General features: G+C 44.1%; 14 protein-coding genes. 10 read left to right on the top strand and 4 right to left on the bottom strand.

Annotated elements, in window-relative coordinates; translation table 11 throughout:
* Positions 1-127 precede the first annotated feature (127 nt).
* The 4 genes from AC58QC_RS03360 to rocF all read left to right on the top strand — a co-directional run bounded on the left by AC58QC_RS03360 (position 128) and on the right by rocF (position 4,885).
* Positions 128-1,360 carry an aminopeptidase gene (locus AC58QC_RS03360; RefSeq protein ID WP_497413779.1) on the top strand — a complete coding sequence of 411 codons (1,233 nt, stop codon included), beginning with the start codon at positions 128-130 and terminating at the stop codon, positions 1,358-1,360.
* A gap of 225 nt (positions 1,361-1,585) precedes the next feature.
* Positions 1,586-1,912: an ArsR/SmtB family transcription factor gene (locus AC58QC_RS03365; protein WP_056616766.1), complete on the top strand. Its 327-nt coding sequence runs from the start codon at positions 1,586-1,588 to the stop codon at positions 1,910-1,912.
* A gap of 168 nt (positions 1,913-2,080) precedes the next feature.
* Entirely contained in the window at positions 2,081-3,826 is a 1,746-nt protein-coding gene (locus AC58QC_RS03370; protein WP_497413780.1) for a SulP family inorganic anion transporter, read from the top strand.
* 147 nt (positions 3,827-3,973) lie between these two features.
* Positions 3,974-4,885 (top strand): arginase, encoded by a 912-nt coding sequence (rocF, locus tag AC58QC_RS03375; protein ID WP_497414066.1) that lies wholly within the window; start codon positions 3,974-3,976, stop codon positions 4,883-4,885.
* Positions 4,886-4,953: 68 nt separating this feature from the next.
* Here rocF and AC58QC_RS03380 read toward each other — a convergent pair whose 3' ends face one another.
* Positions 4,954-6,372 carry an aspartate ammonia-lyase gene (locus AC58QC_RS03380; protein WP_497413781.1) on the bottom strand — a complete coding sequence of 473 codons (1,419 nt, stop codon included), beginning with the start codon at positions 6,370-6,372 and terminating at the stop codon, positions 4,954-4,956.
* A gap of 243 nt (positions 6,373-6,615) precedes the next feature.
* On the opposite strand from AC58QC_RS03380, the gene AC58QC_RS03385 reads away from it, so the two are divergent.
* On the top strand, positions 6,616-7,815 hold the full coding sequence (locus tag AC58QC_RS03385; RefSeq protein WP_497413782.1) for an ornithine--oxo-acid transaminase: 1,200 nt from the start codon (positions 6,616-6,618) through the stop codon (positions 7,813-7,815).
* A gap of 729 nt (positions 7,816-8,544) precedes the next feature.
* On the opposite strand, the gene AC58QC_RS03390 is transcribed toward AC58QC_RS03385, so the two are convergent.
* The 3 genes from AC58QC_RS03390 to AC58QC_RS03400 form a co-directional block, all read right to left on the bottom strand.
* A complete protein-coding gene (locus tag AC58QC_RS03390; protein WP_497413783.1) occupies positions 8,545-9,153 on the bottom strand; it encodes a carbohydrate-binding family 9-like protein in 609 nt (202 codons plus the stop codon).
* A gap of 36 nt (positions 9,154-9,189) precedes the next feature.
* Positions 9,190-9,633: a DUF2663 family protein gene (locus tag AC58QC_RS03395; RefSeq protein WP_497413784.1), complete on the bottom strand. Its 444-nt coding sequence runs from the start codon at positions 9,631-9,633 to the stop codon at positions 9,190-9,192.
* A gap of 144 nt (positions 9,634-9,777) precedes the next feature.
* Entirely contained in the window at positions 9,778-10,011 is a 234-nt protein-coding gene (locus tag AC58QC_RS03400; protein ID WP_497264711.1) for a cold-inducible protein YdjO-related protein, read from the bottom strand.
* A gap of 156 nt (positions 10,012-10,167) precedes the next feature.
* On the opposite strand from AC58QC_RS03400, the gene AC58QC_RS03405 reads away from it, so the two are divergent.
* From AC58QC_RS03405 to AC58QC_RS03425, 5 genes are all read left to right on the top strand, one after another.
* Entirely contained in the window at positions 10,168-11,439 is a 1,272-nt protein-coding gene (locus AC58QC_RS03405) for an MFS transporter (protein WP_497413785.1), read from the top strand.
* A gap of 130 nt (positions 11,440-11,569) precedes the next feature.
* Positions 11,570-13,939 (top strand): helix-turn-helix domain-containing protein, encoded by a 2,370-nt coding sequence (locus tag AC58QC_RS03410; RefSeq protein WP_497413786.1) that lies wholly within the window; start codon positions 11,570-11,572, stop codon positions 13,937-13,939.
* 347 nt (positions 13,940-14,286) lie between these two features.
* On the top strand, positions 14,287-15,948 hold the full coding sequence (locus AC58QC_RS03415) for a type 2 periplasmic-binding domain-containing protein (protein ID WP_497413787.1): 1,662 nt from the start codon (positions 14,287-14,289) through the stop codon (positions 15,946-15,948).
* A gap of 75 nt (positions 15,949-16,023) precedes the next feature.
* Positions 16,024-16,953 (top strand): ABC transporter permease, encoded by a 930-nt coding sequence (locus tag AC58QC_RS03420; RefSeq protein ID WP_497413788.1) that lies wholly within the window; start codon positions 16,024-16,026, stop codon positions 16,951-16,953.
* Positions 16,954-16,969: 16 nt separating this feature from the next.
* Positions 16,970-17,845: a carbohydrate ABC transporter permease gene (locus tag AC58QC_RS03425; RefSeq protein ID WP_497413789.1), complete on the top strand. Its 876-nt coding sequence runs from the start codon at positions 16,970-16,972 to the stop codon at positions 17,843-17,845.
* Positions 17,846-17,859 lie beyond the last annotated feature (14 nt).

Consider the following 17,859-nt stretch of genomic DNA (forward strand, 5'->3'; position numbering starts at 1 on the left):
AATTCCATGCAATGACAACTAAGATACATTTTAATTGACGAGTATTCCAGACGGTAAAATTTATTTGACAGTCGGCCAACAGAGCGATAAACTTCAAGCAAGACAGAGAAAAAGGAGGATTTTTCTAATGACTTTTGAACAAAATCTTGAGAAATATGCAGAGTTGACGGTACGAGTAGCACTTAACATTCAATCCGGTCAATCGCTATGGATTAATGCGCCAATTGGGCACCCCGATTTCGTGCGACTCATTTCCCGCAAAGCATATGAAGCCGGGGCCAAGCATGTACATATTGAATGGCAGGATGAAATTTGTACACAAATCCGCTATACGTACGCACCTGAAGAATCCTTCAACGAATATCCAACTTGGCGTGCGCAAGCGCTAACCGAATTAGCTGAAAGCAATGGCGCATACTTATGGATCGATGCTGATAATCCAGAGCTGCTCAAGGATGTTGATCCTGCTCGAATTTCTGCGAATGCGAAAGCGGCGGGTCCAAAACTAGTCAAATGGCGAGAATACATGTCCTCCTATAAAATGACGTGGTCCATCATCGCAGCACCTTCGCTAGCCTGGGCACAAAAAGTATTCCCTGATCTTGAAGATCAAGCAGCTGTAAGCGCCTTGTGGGATGCTATTTTCGAAGCTACCCGTGTAGATCAAGTAAATCCCGTGCAGACATGGCACGAGCACAATGCGACACTTCGCAGCAAACGGGAACAATTGAATGAGAAACAATTTCACAAAATCCATTACCGTGCTCCTGGCACTGAGCTAACCGTTGAACTCCCGCCGCAGCACATTTGGCGTGGCGGTTCTGCGACGAATGAAACAGGCGGCTTCGATTTCAATCCGAACATTCCGACGGAGGAAGTGTTCATTTCCCCTAACCGCTTAGGTACGAATGGCACGGTATGCAGCTCCAAGCCATTAAGCTACCAAGGTAGTTTGATCGATAAATTCTCGATCACTTTCGAGCAAGGCCGCGTCACGCACTACACGGCGGAACAGGGATTTGAATCTCTGCAAGCCATGATCGAGATGGATGAGGGTGCGCACTTCTTGGGTGAAATCGCACTTGTGCCGCATGTTTCCCCGATTTCGAACACGAATTTGATCTTCTTCAATACACTTTATGATGAAAATGCTTCAAACCATTTGGCCCTCGGCCGAGCCTTCCCTACTTGTATTGAAGGTGGCACGAAGATGACCAAAGAAGAACAACTGCAAGCAGGCTTGAATGACAGCCTCATTCACGTCGACTTTATGATCGGCTCCGCGGAGATGGACATTGACGGTGAACATGCAGATGGCACGATAGAACCTATTTTCCGTAAGGGAAATTGGGCGTTTTAAGGCAAAAAGGCTCGGATTGTAGTTATTCAACTACGATCCGAGCCTTTTTTCAGTTTCTACTTTCTAAATCGCTAGACTTTCAACCCTTAGGTTCACTTTCAGTGATGCCTCAATGTTATTAGGGTAAACGCAAAGGCTTTTGAAACTTGCTTCCATACTTTCCTGTTTATGATATGATATTCTATATATTCAAATGTTCGAATATGTCTAGTAGGGGAGAACGTTATGTATCAAGAAATACAGCATTTTAAAGCCGATTTTTTCAAGGCATTAGCACACCCATTGCGTATAAGAATCCTTGAAGTTTTAGTGGATGGCGATAAAAACGTTAATGAGATCCAAACGATATTGGGCAGTGAAGGTTCTGCCGTTTCACAACAGTTAGCCGTATTAAGAAATAAAAACGTTGTCCGTGGGATAAAAGACGGAACCTCTGTGATATACTCCCTAACAGACCCCTTAATTAAAGACCTGCTTATTGTTGCCAAACAGATTTTCGACAATCATCTTGTGAATGCTATTTCCATGTTAGAAAATATAAAAAATCAGTAAATGCTTCTATTTTCACAAAAAGGAGTGAATCGGGTCCATTGTTCTCGATTTATATCCTTTTTTTATTGTGATTTCTTAGTAGAAATATCAAATTGACACCCTTTCGTTTTATATATATGATTTTATATATATTCAAATAATCAAATATTTAAAATGGTGGGATTCGATATGAAACTTTCTTTTAGAGGCAGATTCCAAGGCTACAATAGAAAAAAGTTTCAAAAAGACTTGGTCTCAGGTCTGATTGTAGGAATTGTCGCCATTCCATTAGGAATGGCGTTTGCAATTGCTTCAGGTGTAAAGCCAGAGTACGGGTTATACACGACTTTTGTAGCAGGCATCCTCATTTCATTATTCGGTGGTTCAAAGTTTCAAATTGGCGGTCCCACAGGCGCATTTATCCCCATTCTCTTCGCGATTGTTATGCAGTATGGATACGAAAACTTGCTTATCGCAGGTTTTATGGCAGGCGTCATTTTGCTATTCATGGGGATTTTTAAATTAGGTGGTGTCATTAAATTTATTCCACGTCCTGTCACGATCGGTTTTACCACAGGAATCGCCGTTACCATCTTCACAGGACAAATTGCCAATTTTCTTGGATTACATGATCTTCAAAAACATCAAGAATTTATTTCCAATATGAAGGAATTAGGCATTCACATTTCAACAATCAATATGTACAGTGTCTTAACTGCTCTGATTTGTCTGGTGTTTATCCTTCTCACACCACGTCTGTTTTCTAAAATTCCTGGCTCCTTAGTAGGGTTATTGATTTCTGCGGTTGTAGCGTCCATCTTCTATCCTGACAAAGTTGCAACCATCGGTTCCACCTACGGCGCAATTCCAAATAGCTTACCTAGCCTACACTTTCCTGCACTCACCATTGAACACATTCAATTTCTAATAAAGCCCGCTCTTGTCATAGCGATGTTAGGTGGCATTGAATCCTTACTATCAGCCGTCGTTGCTGACGGGATGTCAAGAACCAGACATAACAGCAACCGCGAATTGATTGGTCAAGGTATCGCGAATATGATAACGCCTTTGTTTGGGGGTATTCCTGCCACCGGGGCTATTGCCCGTACTGCAACAAATATTAAGAACGGTGCGGAGTCTCCCTTCTCGGGGGTCATCCACGGTATTGTCGTCCTGCTGGTTTTGATCTTATTTGCTCCCTATGCTTCAAGCATTCCGCTTGCGAGTATGGCGCCTATTTTAATGGTTGTTGCTTGGAATATGAGTGAACGTAAAGAGTTCGCTCACGTCTTAAAAACCAAAACTGCGGAGTCATTCGTTTTGCTTATTACCTTTTTTCTTACTGTTTTTACGGATCTGACAACCGCAGTTGAAGTTGGATTACTCTTGTCTGGTATCATTTTTGTGAAACATATGAGCGAGATTCTAACTACGGCCAAGGTCTTACCTAATCCTTCCGATAAGCATGAACACGTAGCCGCACATATCGTCACTGAACAGCATAATTGTCCTCAAATTAGTATCTACACCGTGGAAGGCGCCTTGTTCTTTGGGGTTGCCAATGCCTTCGAGAAATCTATTATGGACGAAATACATAACAAGCCCCAAGTATTACTATTGAAAATGGGCAATGTTCCCTACATGGACACAACAGGGGCAGCCCATATATCAAGTATTGTCAAACACTTTGGCCAGCATGGTTGCACCGTAATCATTTCCGAAATTCAAAACCAACCACACCAAATGCTGAAAAAAACAAGATTAGACGAATTTATTGGGCAGGAACACTTTTTCCAAAAAACAGGTGAGGCGGTTAGCTTTGCTTTAACAAAACTTAACCCGCCTCAATGTCTTGGATGCACGCATTTTGCGTTCCGTGAATGCCATCAACTATCTGATCCGAGAGTTGTTAATGTACGAACGCGATTTGATTGAAAAAGGATTTCACAAACGAACAAAGAAAACATAGCTTCATATAGTAAAGAAGGATGGTTACATGAAGTTTGGGAATGTTAGTCAAAGGAGCGCAACCAGAGGATTTATCATCTAATCATTCAATCAAAAGGAGTTGATCCGATGAGTATCAAACCGAAAATAGCTGCTATCAGTGTCAACTTTGATCTTGGGGCTGGCCGCCGGGGCGCAAGTCATGGACCTAAGGCCATTTTTGAAGCAGGGTTACTTCAATCGTTACACCAAATGGATTATACCGTTGATCACGTTGCTGATCTGCGTCTGGATAATGAAACCGCAGCTCCCTTAGATGCTCAAGTGGATACGACAAATTTGAAACATTTCGCTGAGGTTATTGAGATCAATACCCAACTAGCTGAACAAATTTCTAATGTCGTGAGCCAAGATTATTTCCCGCTCATTATCGGGGGCGATCATAGTATTGCCATTGGCACCATTGCGGGATTATCTAGTCATTATAAGCAGCTAGGGGTCATTTGGATTGATGCGCACTCCGACTTAAATTCAGCAGACACAAGTCCGTCTGGAAACATCCACGGCATGTCGCTTGCGGTCAGCCTGGGCATAGGGCATCCCTTATTGACCAACATGAAAGGAATAAATCCGAAGGTAAAGCCAGAAAATATCGTGCTTATCGGAGCCCGATCTCTGGATGAAGGTGAGAAGAAACTCATTCGCTCCCTTGGTATCAAATGTTTTACCATGTACGATATTGACCGCAAGGGCATGGCACATGTGATGCAAGAAGCAATTGATTATATTAAATTAAGAACAGATGGCGTTCATCTCAGCTATGATGTTGATTCTGTGGATCCTATTGAGGCACCTGGCACAGGGACTGCCGTCAAAGGTGGACTTCAATTCCGCGAAGCTCATCTCGCCGTCGAAATGCTGCATGAAGCAGGTATTGTGACTTCTGCTGAATTTGTTGAGGTGAACCCGCTACTCGACGATAGCAACAAAACTTCCGAGTTAGCGGTAAGCCTTATCAGTTCCTTTTTTGGTGATCAAATTTTATAAGTAACCACGCAAATATCCCCCACCTCTTATTTAGAGAGATGGGGGTATTGTCATTTAGTTATTAACGTTTAGTCTGCTGGACGAAGCAATCTATCGCCCGCGATACCAGGCGTGGTCATTTGAATCGGATTCAGAATTTCTTCAATCTCCTCTGTTGTGAGAAGACCTCTTTCTAAGATGAGTTCCTTCAGTGTGAGTCCGGTACGAACCGCCTCTTTGACAAGCTGCGCGGCGACCTCGTAGCCTAGATGAGGGTTTAAGGCAGTTACGATCCCGAAGCTTTGCTCGACGTAATTCTTACAACGTTCACGATCAGCTTCTAACCCCTCAATCGCAAAGCGCTCAAATACGTCAGCTGCGTTTCGTAATATTTTAAGTGATTGCAAGAGATTAAAGGCTAGGACTGGCCCCATCACGTTAAGCTCAAATTGCCCCGCTTCACAGGCTAGACAAATCGTATGGTCATTTCCAATAACTTGGAACGCAACCTGATTCACAACTTCCGGCATGACTGGATTTACTTTCCCTGGCATAATCGAAGACCCTGGCTGTCTAGGTGGCAGCTTCAGTTCACCTAACCCAGCGCGAGGTCCGGAGGCCATCATACGGATATCATTGCAGATTTTTGATAAATTCACGGCGCATACCTTTAAGGATGCAGACAACTCCGTGTAGGCATCCATGTTTTGTGTTCCGTCTACAAGGTGCTCCGAGATCTCGACAGGAATCCCCGCTGCGCCCTTCAAATGAAACATGACACGTTCCACATATTCAGGCTTCGCGTTAAGCCCCGTCCCGACGGCAGTTGCCCCCATATTGACGATCAACAGCCCCCGCATCGCCTGCTTGATTCGATTGATATCACGCATCAGCACGCGCGCGTAGGCGCCAAACTCTTGTCCCATACGGATAGGCACGGCATCTTGAAGGTGCGTTCGGCCCATTTTGATCACATCATCAAACTCAATTTCTTTCCGTGCAAATGCACTTTGTAACGAGCTTAATGCCTCTATTAATTGCTCCGATAAGCGATAAGCGGCTATTTTTATCGCTGTTGGTATCACGTCATTCGTCGATTGGGACATATTCACATGATTGTTCGGGTTACAGTGGAAATAACTTCCCTTTTCCTCGCCTAACAGCTCTAAGGCCCGATTAGCCAACACTTCGTTCATATTCATATTAATGGAGGTACCTGCTCCGCCTTGAATGGAATCGACAATAAATTCCTCAATGAGCCGTCCCTCGCTCACTTCTTCAGCTGCTTTTACTAAAGCTTCGCCTATTTTCTTGGGCAGCATGTGGGTATCCATATTCGCTAGTGCGGCTGCACGCTTCACTTCGGCAAGGGCCGTAATAAGCTCCACATGAATGGTGACACCTGTAATTGGGAAATTCTCAATTGCTCTCATCGTTTGAATGCCATAGTAGGCATGAGAAGGAACTTGCTTTTCACCTAAAAAGTCTTTCTCAATGCGAAAAGTCATCGGACTACCATCCTTTATCACTTCATATTTCATTCCCTAAGCTTCCGCTGAACCCGACGCGGCCTCAAGTCCACTATCATGGTTATTTTTAGCTTAAAAGTCAGGGATATGCACGGGCAGGCTAACTTTGAATAGCCTCACCTCTTTTTCAATTATATACTTAGGATGTCATCGTACGCCAATACTAGAATACAATGAAGTACACCCGAGGAAGCTAGGACCTAATGACAGGGAGGAATTCACATGGCTAATCAAAGCTCCTATATCATTGAACAAACCGAGAAATATGGTGCACGTAATTACCATCCACTCCCGCTTGTTATTTCCAAGGCAGAAGGCGTTTGGGTAGAAGACCCCGAAGGTCATCGATATATGGACATGTTAAGTGCTTATTCCGCTCTGAATCAGGGGCATCGCCATCCGCATATTCTGAAAGCATTGGTTGAACAAGCAGGCAAGGTTACCTTGACTTCTAGAGCCTTCCACAGTGAAACACTTGGACAGTTCTATGAGAAATTGGCGTTATACACGGGTAAACCTATGATTTTGCCGATGAATACCGGCGCAGAAGCGGTTGAAACAGCCATTAAGGCTGTCCGTCGTTGGGGTTACGATGTCAAAGGAATCCCTAACGATCAGGCCGAAATTATCGTCTGCGAGGGTAACTTCCACGGTCGTACCGTGACGATCACGTCGTTCTCCTCCTCGCCGGAATACAAACGAGGCTTCGGGCCTTTCACGCCAGGCTTCCGCATCATTCCTTATGGGGATGCTGAGGCACTGCGTGAAGCGATAGGGCCGAACACCGCCGGATTTATTGTGGAGCCTATTCAGGGCGAAGCTGGTATTGTCATCCCGCAGGAAGGGTATCTGCGTGAATGCTATGAGCTATGTCAAGCGAATCATGTATTGTTCGTTGCGGACGAAATCCAGACAGGATTCGGCCGCACAGGCCGCCGCTTTGCCAGCGACTGGGAAGGCGTCACGCCGAACCTGTATGTCTTGGGCAAAGCCCTTGGCGGCGGTGTATTCCCGATCTCGGCGGTGGCCGGAGATCGGGAGGTTCTTGAGGTGTTCGAGCCAGGCTCTCACGGCTCGACGTTCGGCGGGAATCCGCTCGGCTGCGCCGTGGGGATCGCCGCTCTTGAGGTGCTTGAGTCCGAACAGCTCGCAGAGCGTTCGGATGAGCTTGGGGCTTATTTCCTGAAGCGGCTTCAGGAAATCAAGTCACCGCAGATTAAGGAAATTCGCGGCCGCGGGCTATTTATCGGCATTGATCTGACCGTTGCGGCACGCCCTCTCTGCGAAGCACTGAAAGAGAAAGGCTTACTGTGTAAGGAAACACACGAGCATATCATTCGGCTTGCGCCACCATTAATCATCAAGAAGGATGAGCTGGATTGGGCTTGGCAGCACTTGTACGATGTTTTGAATGTTCATTAACTTTTTTCGAAGCACACTGACGCAGGCCGACTCATTTCTTACGAATTAGTCGATTTTATCGACTAACTTCACACACATTGCCACTGCTTCTCACGAGTTGGTCGATTTTATCGACTAACTTCACACACATTACCACTACTGCTCACGAGTTAGTCGATTTTATCGACTAACTTCACACACATTGCCACTACCGCTCACGAGTTAGTCGATTTTATCGACTAACTTCACACACATTGCCACTACAACTCACGAGTTAGCCGATTTTATCGAATAACTTCACACACATTGCCACTACCGCTCACGAGTTAGTCGATTTTATCGACTAACTTCACCGCTACAGCTATCCAGCCGGCGAATTTCCCGCCGTTCTCTCGCTGTAAGCGTGATTTTCACCGCTACAGCTATCCAGTCGGCAGATTTCCCGCAGTTCTCTCGCTGTAAGCGTGATTTTCACCGCTACAGCTATCCAGCCGGCGGATTTCCCGCAGTTCTCTCGCTGTAAGCGTGATTTTCACCACTACAGCTATCCAGCCGGCGGATTTCCCGCAGTTCTCTCGCTGTAAGCGTGATTTTCACCGCTACAGCTATCCAGTCGGCGGATTTTTCCCGCCGTTCTCTCGCTGTAAGCGTGGTTTTCGACTAACTCCACACACATTGCCGCGCCTAGCTATCGATTCTCAAACAATAAAAGACTCCCTCACTTCCGCAAGGAAGCGTGGGAGTCTTTCTTTATTCTTTCACAAACACGAGCTCCCCGAATTGCTGAGGAATATGAAAATTGACCTTCCCCGTAGGCGACCACGCCCAATAATGCCGGATGCCTTCAGGGTCATCATCGATTCTGAATACATTCCAATGCCAAACCGTACCTGGCTGCGGCACGCCTGCATGATCCAAATCGGCAAAGGGAATTCGCACATCATAGATGAGCCAACCGCCATCAGTATCCTCCGTGACCTCTGCTTGAAATCCTTTTGCGATCCAGGAGGTATCGACCTCTTTATTCCCATCTAGCGTGTTATGTATCAACGCATCAAATAAGACGCCTCGCGGACTTACTTCAAATTCGTAGTAGGTCTTGCCACCGCCGAATGGATCAAGGAACACCTCAACGACGTCTTCCTCATACAGAGGATCGTCACGCCGCGTCATTGTCGCGACAACGTGATCATCCTTACATTCATATCGGATATGTATTGCTTCCTTCGTCCAGCAGGCACGAAAACGAGTCTCCAACCTTGGAGCTTCCTCCGTCACCACATCACGCAAATAACCAGTTTGCCCCTCTGTCCCATTCCAATGGCTAACGTCCTCAATATAACGACATTCGTATTTCATCCCAGATGCCTATACCTCACTTCTGCCTCGCATTAATCAACTCTTATAAACAATATTAATATCAAATTCCTTCGATAGGAAGCGCGAAATTTGATCACGAGACTCCGACTTCACATCTTTGAGCCAAGAGGCATCTAAGCGGTCTATCGCTTCTATACGCAAGTCCTCATATTTACCTTTCGCCTTTTCCATTTCGCGCGACTGATTGGAAGCATAGAGAAAGAGTGAAATACAAAAGAGCAGCAAGCCGCATAACAGTTTATTGGATATGATTAAATCCAAGATAACCAGTGCACTGCCACCAGATCTTACGATTACCAAACGATATAACATGTAAATGGCGAATAACAGAAAGGCCCCGGTTAAGATGGATAAAAAGGGTTGTCTTTGTTTCAATGTATCCCACTTTTTCTTTCTTTTTTCCAACTCAATCAGCATGCCTTCGGTATCATCACTCACATTAATAGTAGGTCCTAACACAGCATCTCCCCCTCATAACCATGCTATGCTTGTCTACTGCTTTTCTTTACAAAAAAAAAGACCAAGAGCATCACTCTTCACGCCTCGCTGAAGATGCTCTCGATCTTGACCTATTATTAGAAGAAATAACTTCAATAATTTCGTTTAGAAGCGTTTCTTTCCTACAAGAAACTTTTTGTTTCCTTTTTTAGATGTTACAGGCACATGCTTGTAGCTGCGCACCATCTGCGTTTTACAAAGCGGGCATGTTGGTAAAGCTTCCGTAACGAATTCTTTGCGAACCCAAGCTTTACATTCGGTTCCTTTACATTTCCAAATCTCAATCTGTTCAACTTCTGGCTTCTGCTCTTCCGTTACAATACTCGTTGATGTAGACATTTCAATTATGTGCTCCCTGCTTCGTAGATTAGACTACTTATTATTATACAGATCGGATCGAATATCAAGTCTTTCCCGTGTTCAAAAGTATTTACCAGTGGTAGAATAGACAAAGCGATTGCAATTTAGACACAACTACAAAGGTAGGAATTTCGCATGACCAATTTACTACGTGAATGGAAGCAGCAACTTGAAGGTTATAGCCGAAATATTAAGCTGTTTTTCTGGTTTAATTTTGTTTGGAACTTAGGCATTAGCATGTTTGGCCTCGTGTACAACCTGTATGTACGAAGCTTAGGCTACGAACAGACCATGGTCGGACATATCGTAGGGATGACCGCATTGGCTGCGGCAATCATCCTCATTCCAGCTGGCATCATGAACGATCGCTTCGGACCGAAGCGAGTCATCTCCTTCGGCCTTATATTCACAATTGCAGCGCTCACCGCGCGATCCCTCATCGAAACCAACGAAGGAATGATGATTTCTGCCTTCTTAGGCGGCATGGCATTGGCCGTTGTTTCGGCCACAATTTTGCCCTTTATGGCGAATAACTCCTCTCCCCAGCAGAGGGTGCATCTGTTCAGCCTCAATATGGCGCTGGTTATGCTCGCCAATGTAATTGGCATTTCCCTTGGGGGCATCCTGTGTGATTTCTTTCAATTCTTCATTGGCGTAGACGAAATACATAGCCTTCGGTACACCTTATTAATTGGTGTCGCGGTCGCAGCACTTGGTGTCCTTCCTATGTCTTTATTCGAAAAGAGTGAACAAGTAGAAGAAGCATCAGAAGCATCCCCGCATGCCGAAACGTTAAACTGGAAACATACTTGGCGTGAACACAAAACGTCCATCCAAGTCATAGGTATTTTCTGTTTACTTGGCTTACTTTCCTCACTCGGCGGCGGGATGATCGTACCGTATCTGAACGTATATTTCGAGGATCGCTTTGAAGCTTCGAAATCCGCCATTGGGATCGTCGTCGCTTTAGGACAAGCCGCTACAGGTGTAGCTTTTCTAATTGGACCCATGATTGCTAAACGCTTTGGTGAAGTCAAATCTGTTGTGTATTTGCAGCTGAGTTCCATTCCTTTTCTGCTAATTACCGCCTTTTCAGCTAACTTCTACTTATCATCAGGCGGGTATTTATTCCGCCAAGCCCTAATGAATGCGGCTAATCCTTTCTACAATTCTATCAAAATGAGCTATGTACATCGTTCGCTTCGCGGCCTTGCATCGAGCTCAGGAGAAGCTGTTTTTAACTTGGGTTGGTTTATTGCTTCTCCCATTAGTACTGGCCTTGTTTTCCGATATGGCAGTTATTTCGGGTATGCATATGCCTTTTGTATTACGGCGGTTGTCTATTCTGTCATTTCGTTTTTATTTTATTTCTTCTTTGGCAAGCAACGATTCAAAACCCTTGAATAATCCCACAAGAAATATCTCTTTTCCCTCGTTGACGTAGACGAAGGAAAGGAAATACAATGGAATGAGAGCGCATTCATAATTACTTCTCGGTGCTCATTGATGAAAATCGAATACGAGGGGGTCCCTACCTTTGCGGAATAAAATCATCTTTAATGGACAGAGCATCGTATTAACATGGTTGATTTCATATATTGTAATCCTCCTATTACCTGTAGCGATCGGTCTCCTATTATATATAGAGTCCAGCCGTACCTTAAAGGAAGAAATTCAACAAGCCAATGACTCCTTGCTGAAGCAAGTACGAGAAGTAATGGACAACCAGTTTAAAGCCATGGAACAGCTCAATTTCGAGATTACTTGGAATGTGAATATTCAAGAGCTGCTCTATTCCAACAAGTATGAAACTTATCCGAAAGATTTACCTTATGATGCTTATCAAATCGCGAAGAGCTTATCTTTATACAAAACCTCCTATCCATTGATCGACTCATTTTATGTATATTTGAATAAAAGTCAGTCTGTCATTCTCCCCACGACCGTACGTTCGAAGGACTTTGCCTACGAGACGTTACATAAAAGCAATGATTTCCCCTATAATTCCTGGCAAGATATCATGACACGCAGTAACTTTAAAGGATTTATCCCGATGTACCGTATTGGTGACGATAATAGTCTTCGTAAAACTGTTGCGTATGTCAGTACGTATCCCGTTGAACACGACCAGCCTCTTGCTACGAATGTCATTATGATCGATCAGTCGCGCATTCTAGGTGCCATTCAGAACATGGAAATCTTCAATAAAGGCCATGTCATCATTCTCAATGAACAGAATCAAGTTCTGGCGTCCAGTTCCTCGAGCACGATGCCTATGGATTTCCCTTATGCCAACCTGGATAACGCAACAAATTTCTATTTTAAAAGTAACGATGGTGTGAATTATGAAGTATTTAATATCCAATCGCCGCATTCCAAGCTCAAATACGTCTCGATCATGCCTAGCACGATTTATTGGCAGAAGGCATCTCATATCCGCAATCTTACCTATTTAAGTATGATCATTAGTCTATTAGGCGGAGGTTTACTGACTTTTGTCTTCCTGAGAAGGAATTACAACCCTGTTCGCCGCTTAGTTCATGCCTTTTCCAAGAAACAGACGCTCGAATCCGGTAGAACCTATAATGAATTTCATTTCATACAGGAAGCCTTAGACAGTACGTTAATTGAGATGGCTGATTTCAAAAGCAAGGTCGAACAGCATCGGCATATTGTACGCTCTCATTTTGTAGAAAAGCTGCTAAAAGGTAAGCTCGACGGTAAAATTCCGATCGCGGAGGCATTAACAACCTTTGATATGAAGCTGGACCGGAGAGAATTTGCAGTCATGCTCTTTGTTATAGATAAAAGCGAGTCCTTCTTCGAACGAATTACACATACACCCGAAGAGGAAAAGTGGAAGCTGCTTCAATTTATCGTAAGTAATGTGGTAGAAGAATTAGTGGCTCAGCAGCACCGCGGCTATGTGGCCGAAATTGACGACACACTTGGCTGTTTAGTTAATCTAACGATGGAAGAAGGGCATAGTTCTAAGGATGAGTTAATTCGCATCGCAGATGAGGCTCAAACCTTCCTTGCATCCACCTATGATATCCACCTTACCATTGCAATAAGCAACGTTTATGAGCACATTTCATGTGTTCCACAAGCTTTTCTGGAAGCCTTAGACGCAATGACCTATAAACTCGTCATGGGTGATCACGAAATTCTAGCCTACAATGATCTCACACCCCATAGTCACTGTGATAATCCTTCGGGTTATTATTATCCAATGGGCGTGGAACAACAGTTTCTCAATGCCTTGAAGTTCGGAGAGCTGACAGAAGCTCGTACCATTCTTAGTGACATTATTCAGAAAAACTTTGAAGGCTCTGGTATTTCCGTTTCGCTAAAGAAATGTCTCATGCTAGGCTTAGTCACTACCATTATGAAAAGTATAAATGACACCGGCGGTATTCAGGAAAGCTTCTTCATCCGCAATCCCAAGCAGCTTGATCGCCTCTTGAACTCTAAAACCGTCCAAGACATGGAAGGTCAACTAGGTGACATGATCACGCAAGTATGTGCCTTTACAGCCGCCAAACGACAACATGCCAATTCGTTAACGAAACAGAAAGCACTGCAACAGCTCGTAGAGCAAGTGAACACTTATATTGAGCACAATTATACCGATGTAAATTTAAATGTGACGATGATCGGCAGTCATTTTGACCGTAAAGCGACTTATTTATCCAAGCTTTTCAAGGATTATGTCGGTGAAGGCTTGCTTGATCGAATCAACAAGGTCCGGGTTGAGAAATCCAAGCAGCTGCTTAAAGGGAAAGAACAATCCGTTGGCGACGCGGCATATGGGGTAGGCTTCAATGATATTAACGCTTTTATTCGTGTATTCAAAAAGGTAGAAGGCATTACACCAGGAAAATATAAAGAAATGCTTGAGAAATAAGGCATGGAGTGGGCGGCGAATAGCTGCCCTTTTTGCTTCCATTCAGCCATTTCTAATCAATTTCAGAGGCTATTCAACCCGAAATTGGCTATTTTCATGAAGGAATTGGATATTTTGAAGAGTCTCGCGCTAATTATCGAGAAGCAATTGGAGAAATTAAAGATACCATTCATGTAAGCGTTACCATATAGTTAGGGTATGGCACAGGCAACTACACCATAAGACTTCCGAAGCCTCTTTTTCTGGTCAATTTCTCATTACAGCTCTCATGCCAGCTTTTGTGGCGAAACACCAGTATCGCTTTCAATGCCAGTTCTTATTGGCAAAAACTTTTAGGAGGTCAACACATGAAAAGAAACAGTAAAAAAATGTTCACCATGTTGGTTACCACATCTTTAATGGGAAGTTTAGTTGTTGCCTGTTCGTCCAACTCTTCTACTACAAGTACTACAAGTCCGGCAGCTTCATCAGGTACAACAAATGCTTCTACTGCGCCAGCAGGAGCAGCCGTTACTTACCCTCTCAAAACGGATAAAACCTTATCTTATTGGGGAGAGGTTACTGGGAACTTAACAGGGGTAAAGGGCGCACATGCTGATGTGCCGTTCTTCCAAAACTGGCAAAAAGTCACTGGTGTTACTATGAAGTTTACTGCGCCGCCGACCAACCAAGCGGATCAGGCCATAAACGTCATGTTAGCAACAGGTGATTTACCGGATATGATTGAATATGATTTCCAAGGTAAATTCCCAGGCGGACCTGAGAAGGCAATTAAAGACGGATACATTCTCAAATTAAATGATACGATTGATAAATTTGCACCGAACCTGAAGAAATATCTCAAAGAACATCCAGAAATTGATAAACAAGTAAAAACAGACAATGGCAGTTATTATGTATTCCCTTTCATTCGCGGCGATGATTTGCTTCGCGTTTTCCAAGGACCTATCATACGTAAGGACTGGTTGGACGAGTTAGGTCTGCCTGTTCCTCAAACAATTGATGAGTGGTATACCACACTCAAAGCCTTCAAAGAGAAGAAAGGTGCCACAGCTTCTTTCTCCGTCGTTAGTGTTCCTAGACCCTTCAACGAATTAGCCAACGGCGCATTCGCGAGTGCTTACGGTGTCACACGTGATTTCTTCATCGATGATAAAGGCGCGATCAAATTTGGTCCAGCTGAGAAAGGCTACAAAGACTTCCTCGCTACCTTCCACAAATGGTATGCAGAAGGCTTAATCGATAAAAACTTTGCAACAGCAGACAGCAAAGCCTTAGATGCGAACATTGCCTCTGGAGCTACAGGTGTAACTGTTGGGAATGCAGGTGGCGGGATAGGTAAATGGCAGCCCCTAATTTCAGCCAAAGATCCTAAAGCCGTTCTTATCGCGGCTCCATATCCAGTTCTCAAAAAAGGTGACATTGCCATGTACGGTCAAAAAGACCCTGCGAATGCACCAGGTGGATCCGTAGCGATTACAGCTACCTCCAAGAACATCGAAACCACGGCTAAGTTGCTTGATTATGGTTATTCGGAACAAGGCAGTTTGTTCTTCAACTTCGGAACAGCTGGCGTTTCGTACAATATGGAAGGTAACTATCCGAAATACACAGATTTGCTCATGAAAAATCCAGATAAATTAGCTCCAGCACAAGCAATGTCCCTCTATATCCGCGGTAACTACAATGGTCCTTTCATTCAGGATAAACGCTATATCGAACAATATCTGGCTTTGCAAACACAACGAGACGCTTTAACCACTTGGTCGAAAACCGATGTAGATAAGCACAAATTGCCTCCAATTACAGCAACACCAGAAGAAAGTACAGAGCTTGCGAAAATCATGACAGATCTGAACACCATTGTTGATGAAATGACACTGAAAATCATCTTGGGAACTGAGCCAGTTGAAAGCTTTGACAAGTATATGGAGAAATTCAATTCCGTGAAATTAAGCCGTGCGATCGAAATCAAAAAAGCCTCTCTAGATCGTTATAACAAAAGATAGAGAGTAACCATGGGGGCGGGGAGCACTAGCTCCTCCCCCCATGCATTCAATTTCCGCGGCGAAAGGAGAGATATGATGCGTAAAACAGCGGAGGCTAGCTTTACTGTACGCTTCAAACGCGATTTTCTATTGAATAAATACTTATACCTCATGATGGTTCCCGTCCTGGCTTACTACTTTATCTTCCACTATGCGCCGATGTATGGAGCCATCATTGCGTTCAAAGAGTATACCCCGATCAAAGGGATACTAGGTAGTCCATGGATCGGATTCCAAAACTTTCATGACTTCTTCACCAGCTATTATTTCTGGCGTATCCTCAAAAATACGGTTCTCATCTCACTCTATACGTTATGCTTTGAATTTCCTGCCCCGATTATTTTGGCTATTCTCATTAATGAGCTGGCGAATAAAAGGTTCCAACGTTTTGTGCAAACGGTTACCTACATGCCTTACTTTATCTCGCTAGTCGTCATTGCCGGAATGATTAAAGATTTTACGAATAACGGCGGCGTAGTGAATACGTTACTGACTTATTTTGGCGCGAATGATACAGCAATGCTGCAAAAGCCTGAGCTGTTTCGAACGATATATGTGTTATCTGAAATTTGGCAAAAAATCGGCTGGGAATCCATCATTTATCTAGCTGCACTCATGAGCATTGATCAGGAGCAATATGAAGCAGCGAAAATGGACGGAGCAACTAGACTTAAGTCTATATGGCACATCACCTTACCAGGAATTCTACCTACCATTTCGATTATGTTCATTCTTCGAATGGGGAATTTGCTCAACGTGGGCTTTGAGAAAATTATTTTGCTCTACAACCCAAGTACCTACGATACGGCTGATGTCATCTCATCCTTCGTTTACCGCAAAGGGTTGCTCGAATTTGGTTGGAGCTATAGCGCCGCCGTTGGCCTATTCAACTCTGTCATCAATTTGGCGCTGCTCATTGCAGCCAACAAAATAAGTAAGCGAATTAGTCAAAATAGCTTATGGTAGTGAAGGAGGCGCAAAGATGAGAACCAGCTATTCAGACCGCGTATTTTACGCAATTAACCATGTCCTATTACTTTTATTAGTCGTTGTAACACTCTATCCGCTCATCTATGTCACTTTCGCTTCCATCAGCGATGGTGCTCAACTAATTACACATAAAGGCTTGCTCTATCGCCCACTGGGCTTCAGTCTAGATGCTTACCAAAGTGTATTTAAAAATCCTTCGATATTAAAAGGCTACCGCAACACCTTATTTATTCTTGTCTTTGGTGTTACGACCAACTTAATCGTCACTGCCTTAGGTGCCTATGTGCTCTCCCGTAAAAATGTGATGTGGAACAAAGTTTTTATTTTTATCGTAATCCTCACCATGTTTTTCAGCGGCGGACTTGTGCCGATGTACCTTGTCGTGAAGGGCGTCGGATTAATCGACTCCTTATGGGCAACGATCTTGCCTTTCGCCGTCAATACCTTCAACCTAATTATTATGCGCACAGCCTTTATGGCCGTTCCCGAGAGCCTAGAGGAATCGGCGAAAATGGATGGTGCCAATCATTTCACCATCTTGTTTAAAATCATTATCCCGCTTTCCATGCCCGTGATCGCGGTAATGATCTTGTATTATGCCGTAGAAAAATGGAACGGTTGGTTCTGGGCTTCGATCTTCCTGAAAAACCGAGAATTGTATCCGCTTCAGCTCACGCTTCGAGAAATCTTAATCGCGAATAACACGGATATGATGTCCTCCGGCGCCAATGCCGCCGATCAGTTCCAGATCGGGGAATCGATCAAGTATGCCACCATCATGGTTGCATCTGTCCCGATTCTCATCCTCTATCCTTTCGTTCAAAAGTATTTCGTCAAAGGCGTCATGATCGGCGCTGTCAAAGGTTGACAAAAACGCCGTCG

The sequence above is a fragment of the Paenibacillus sp. J22P51 genome (assembly GCF_059692215.1).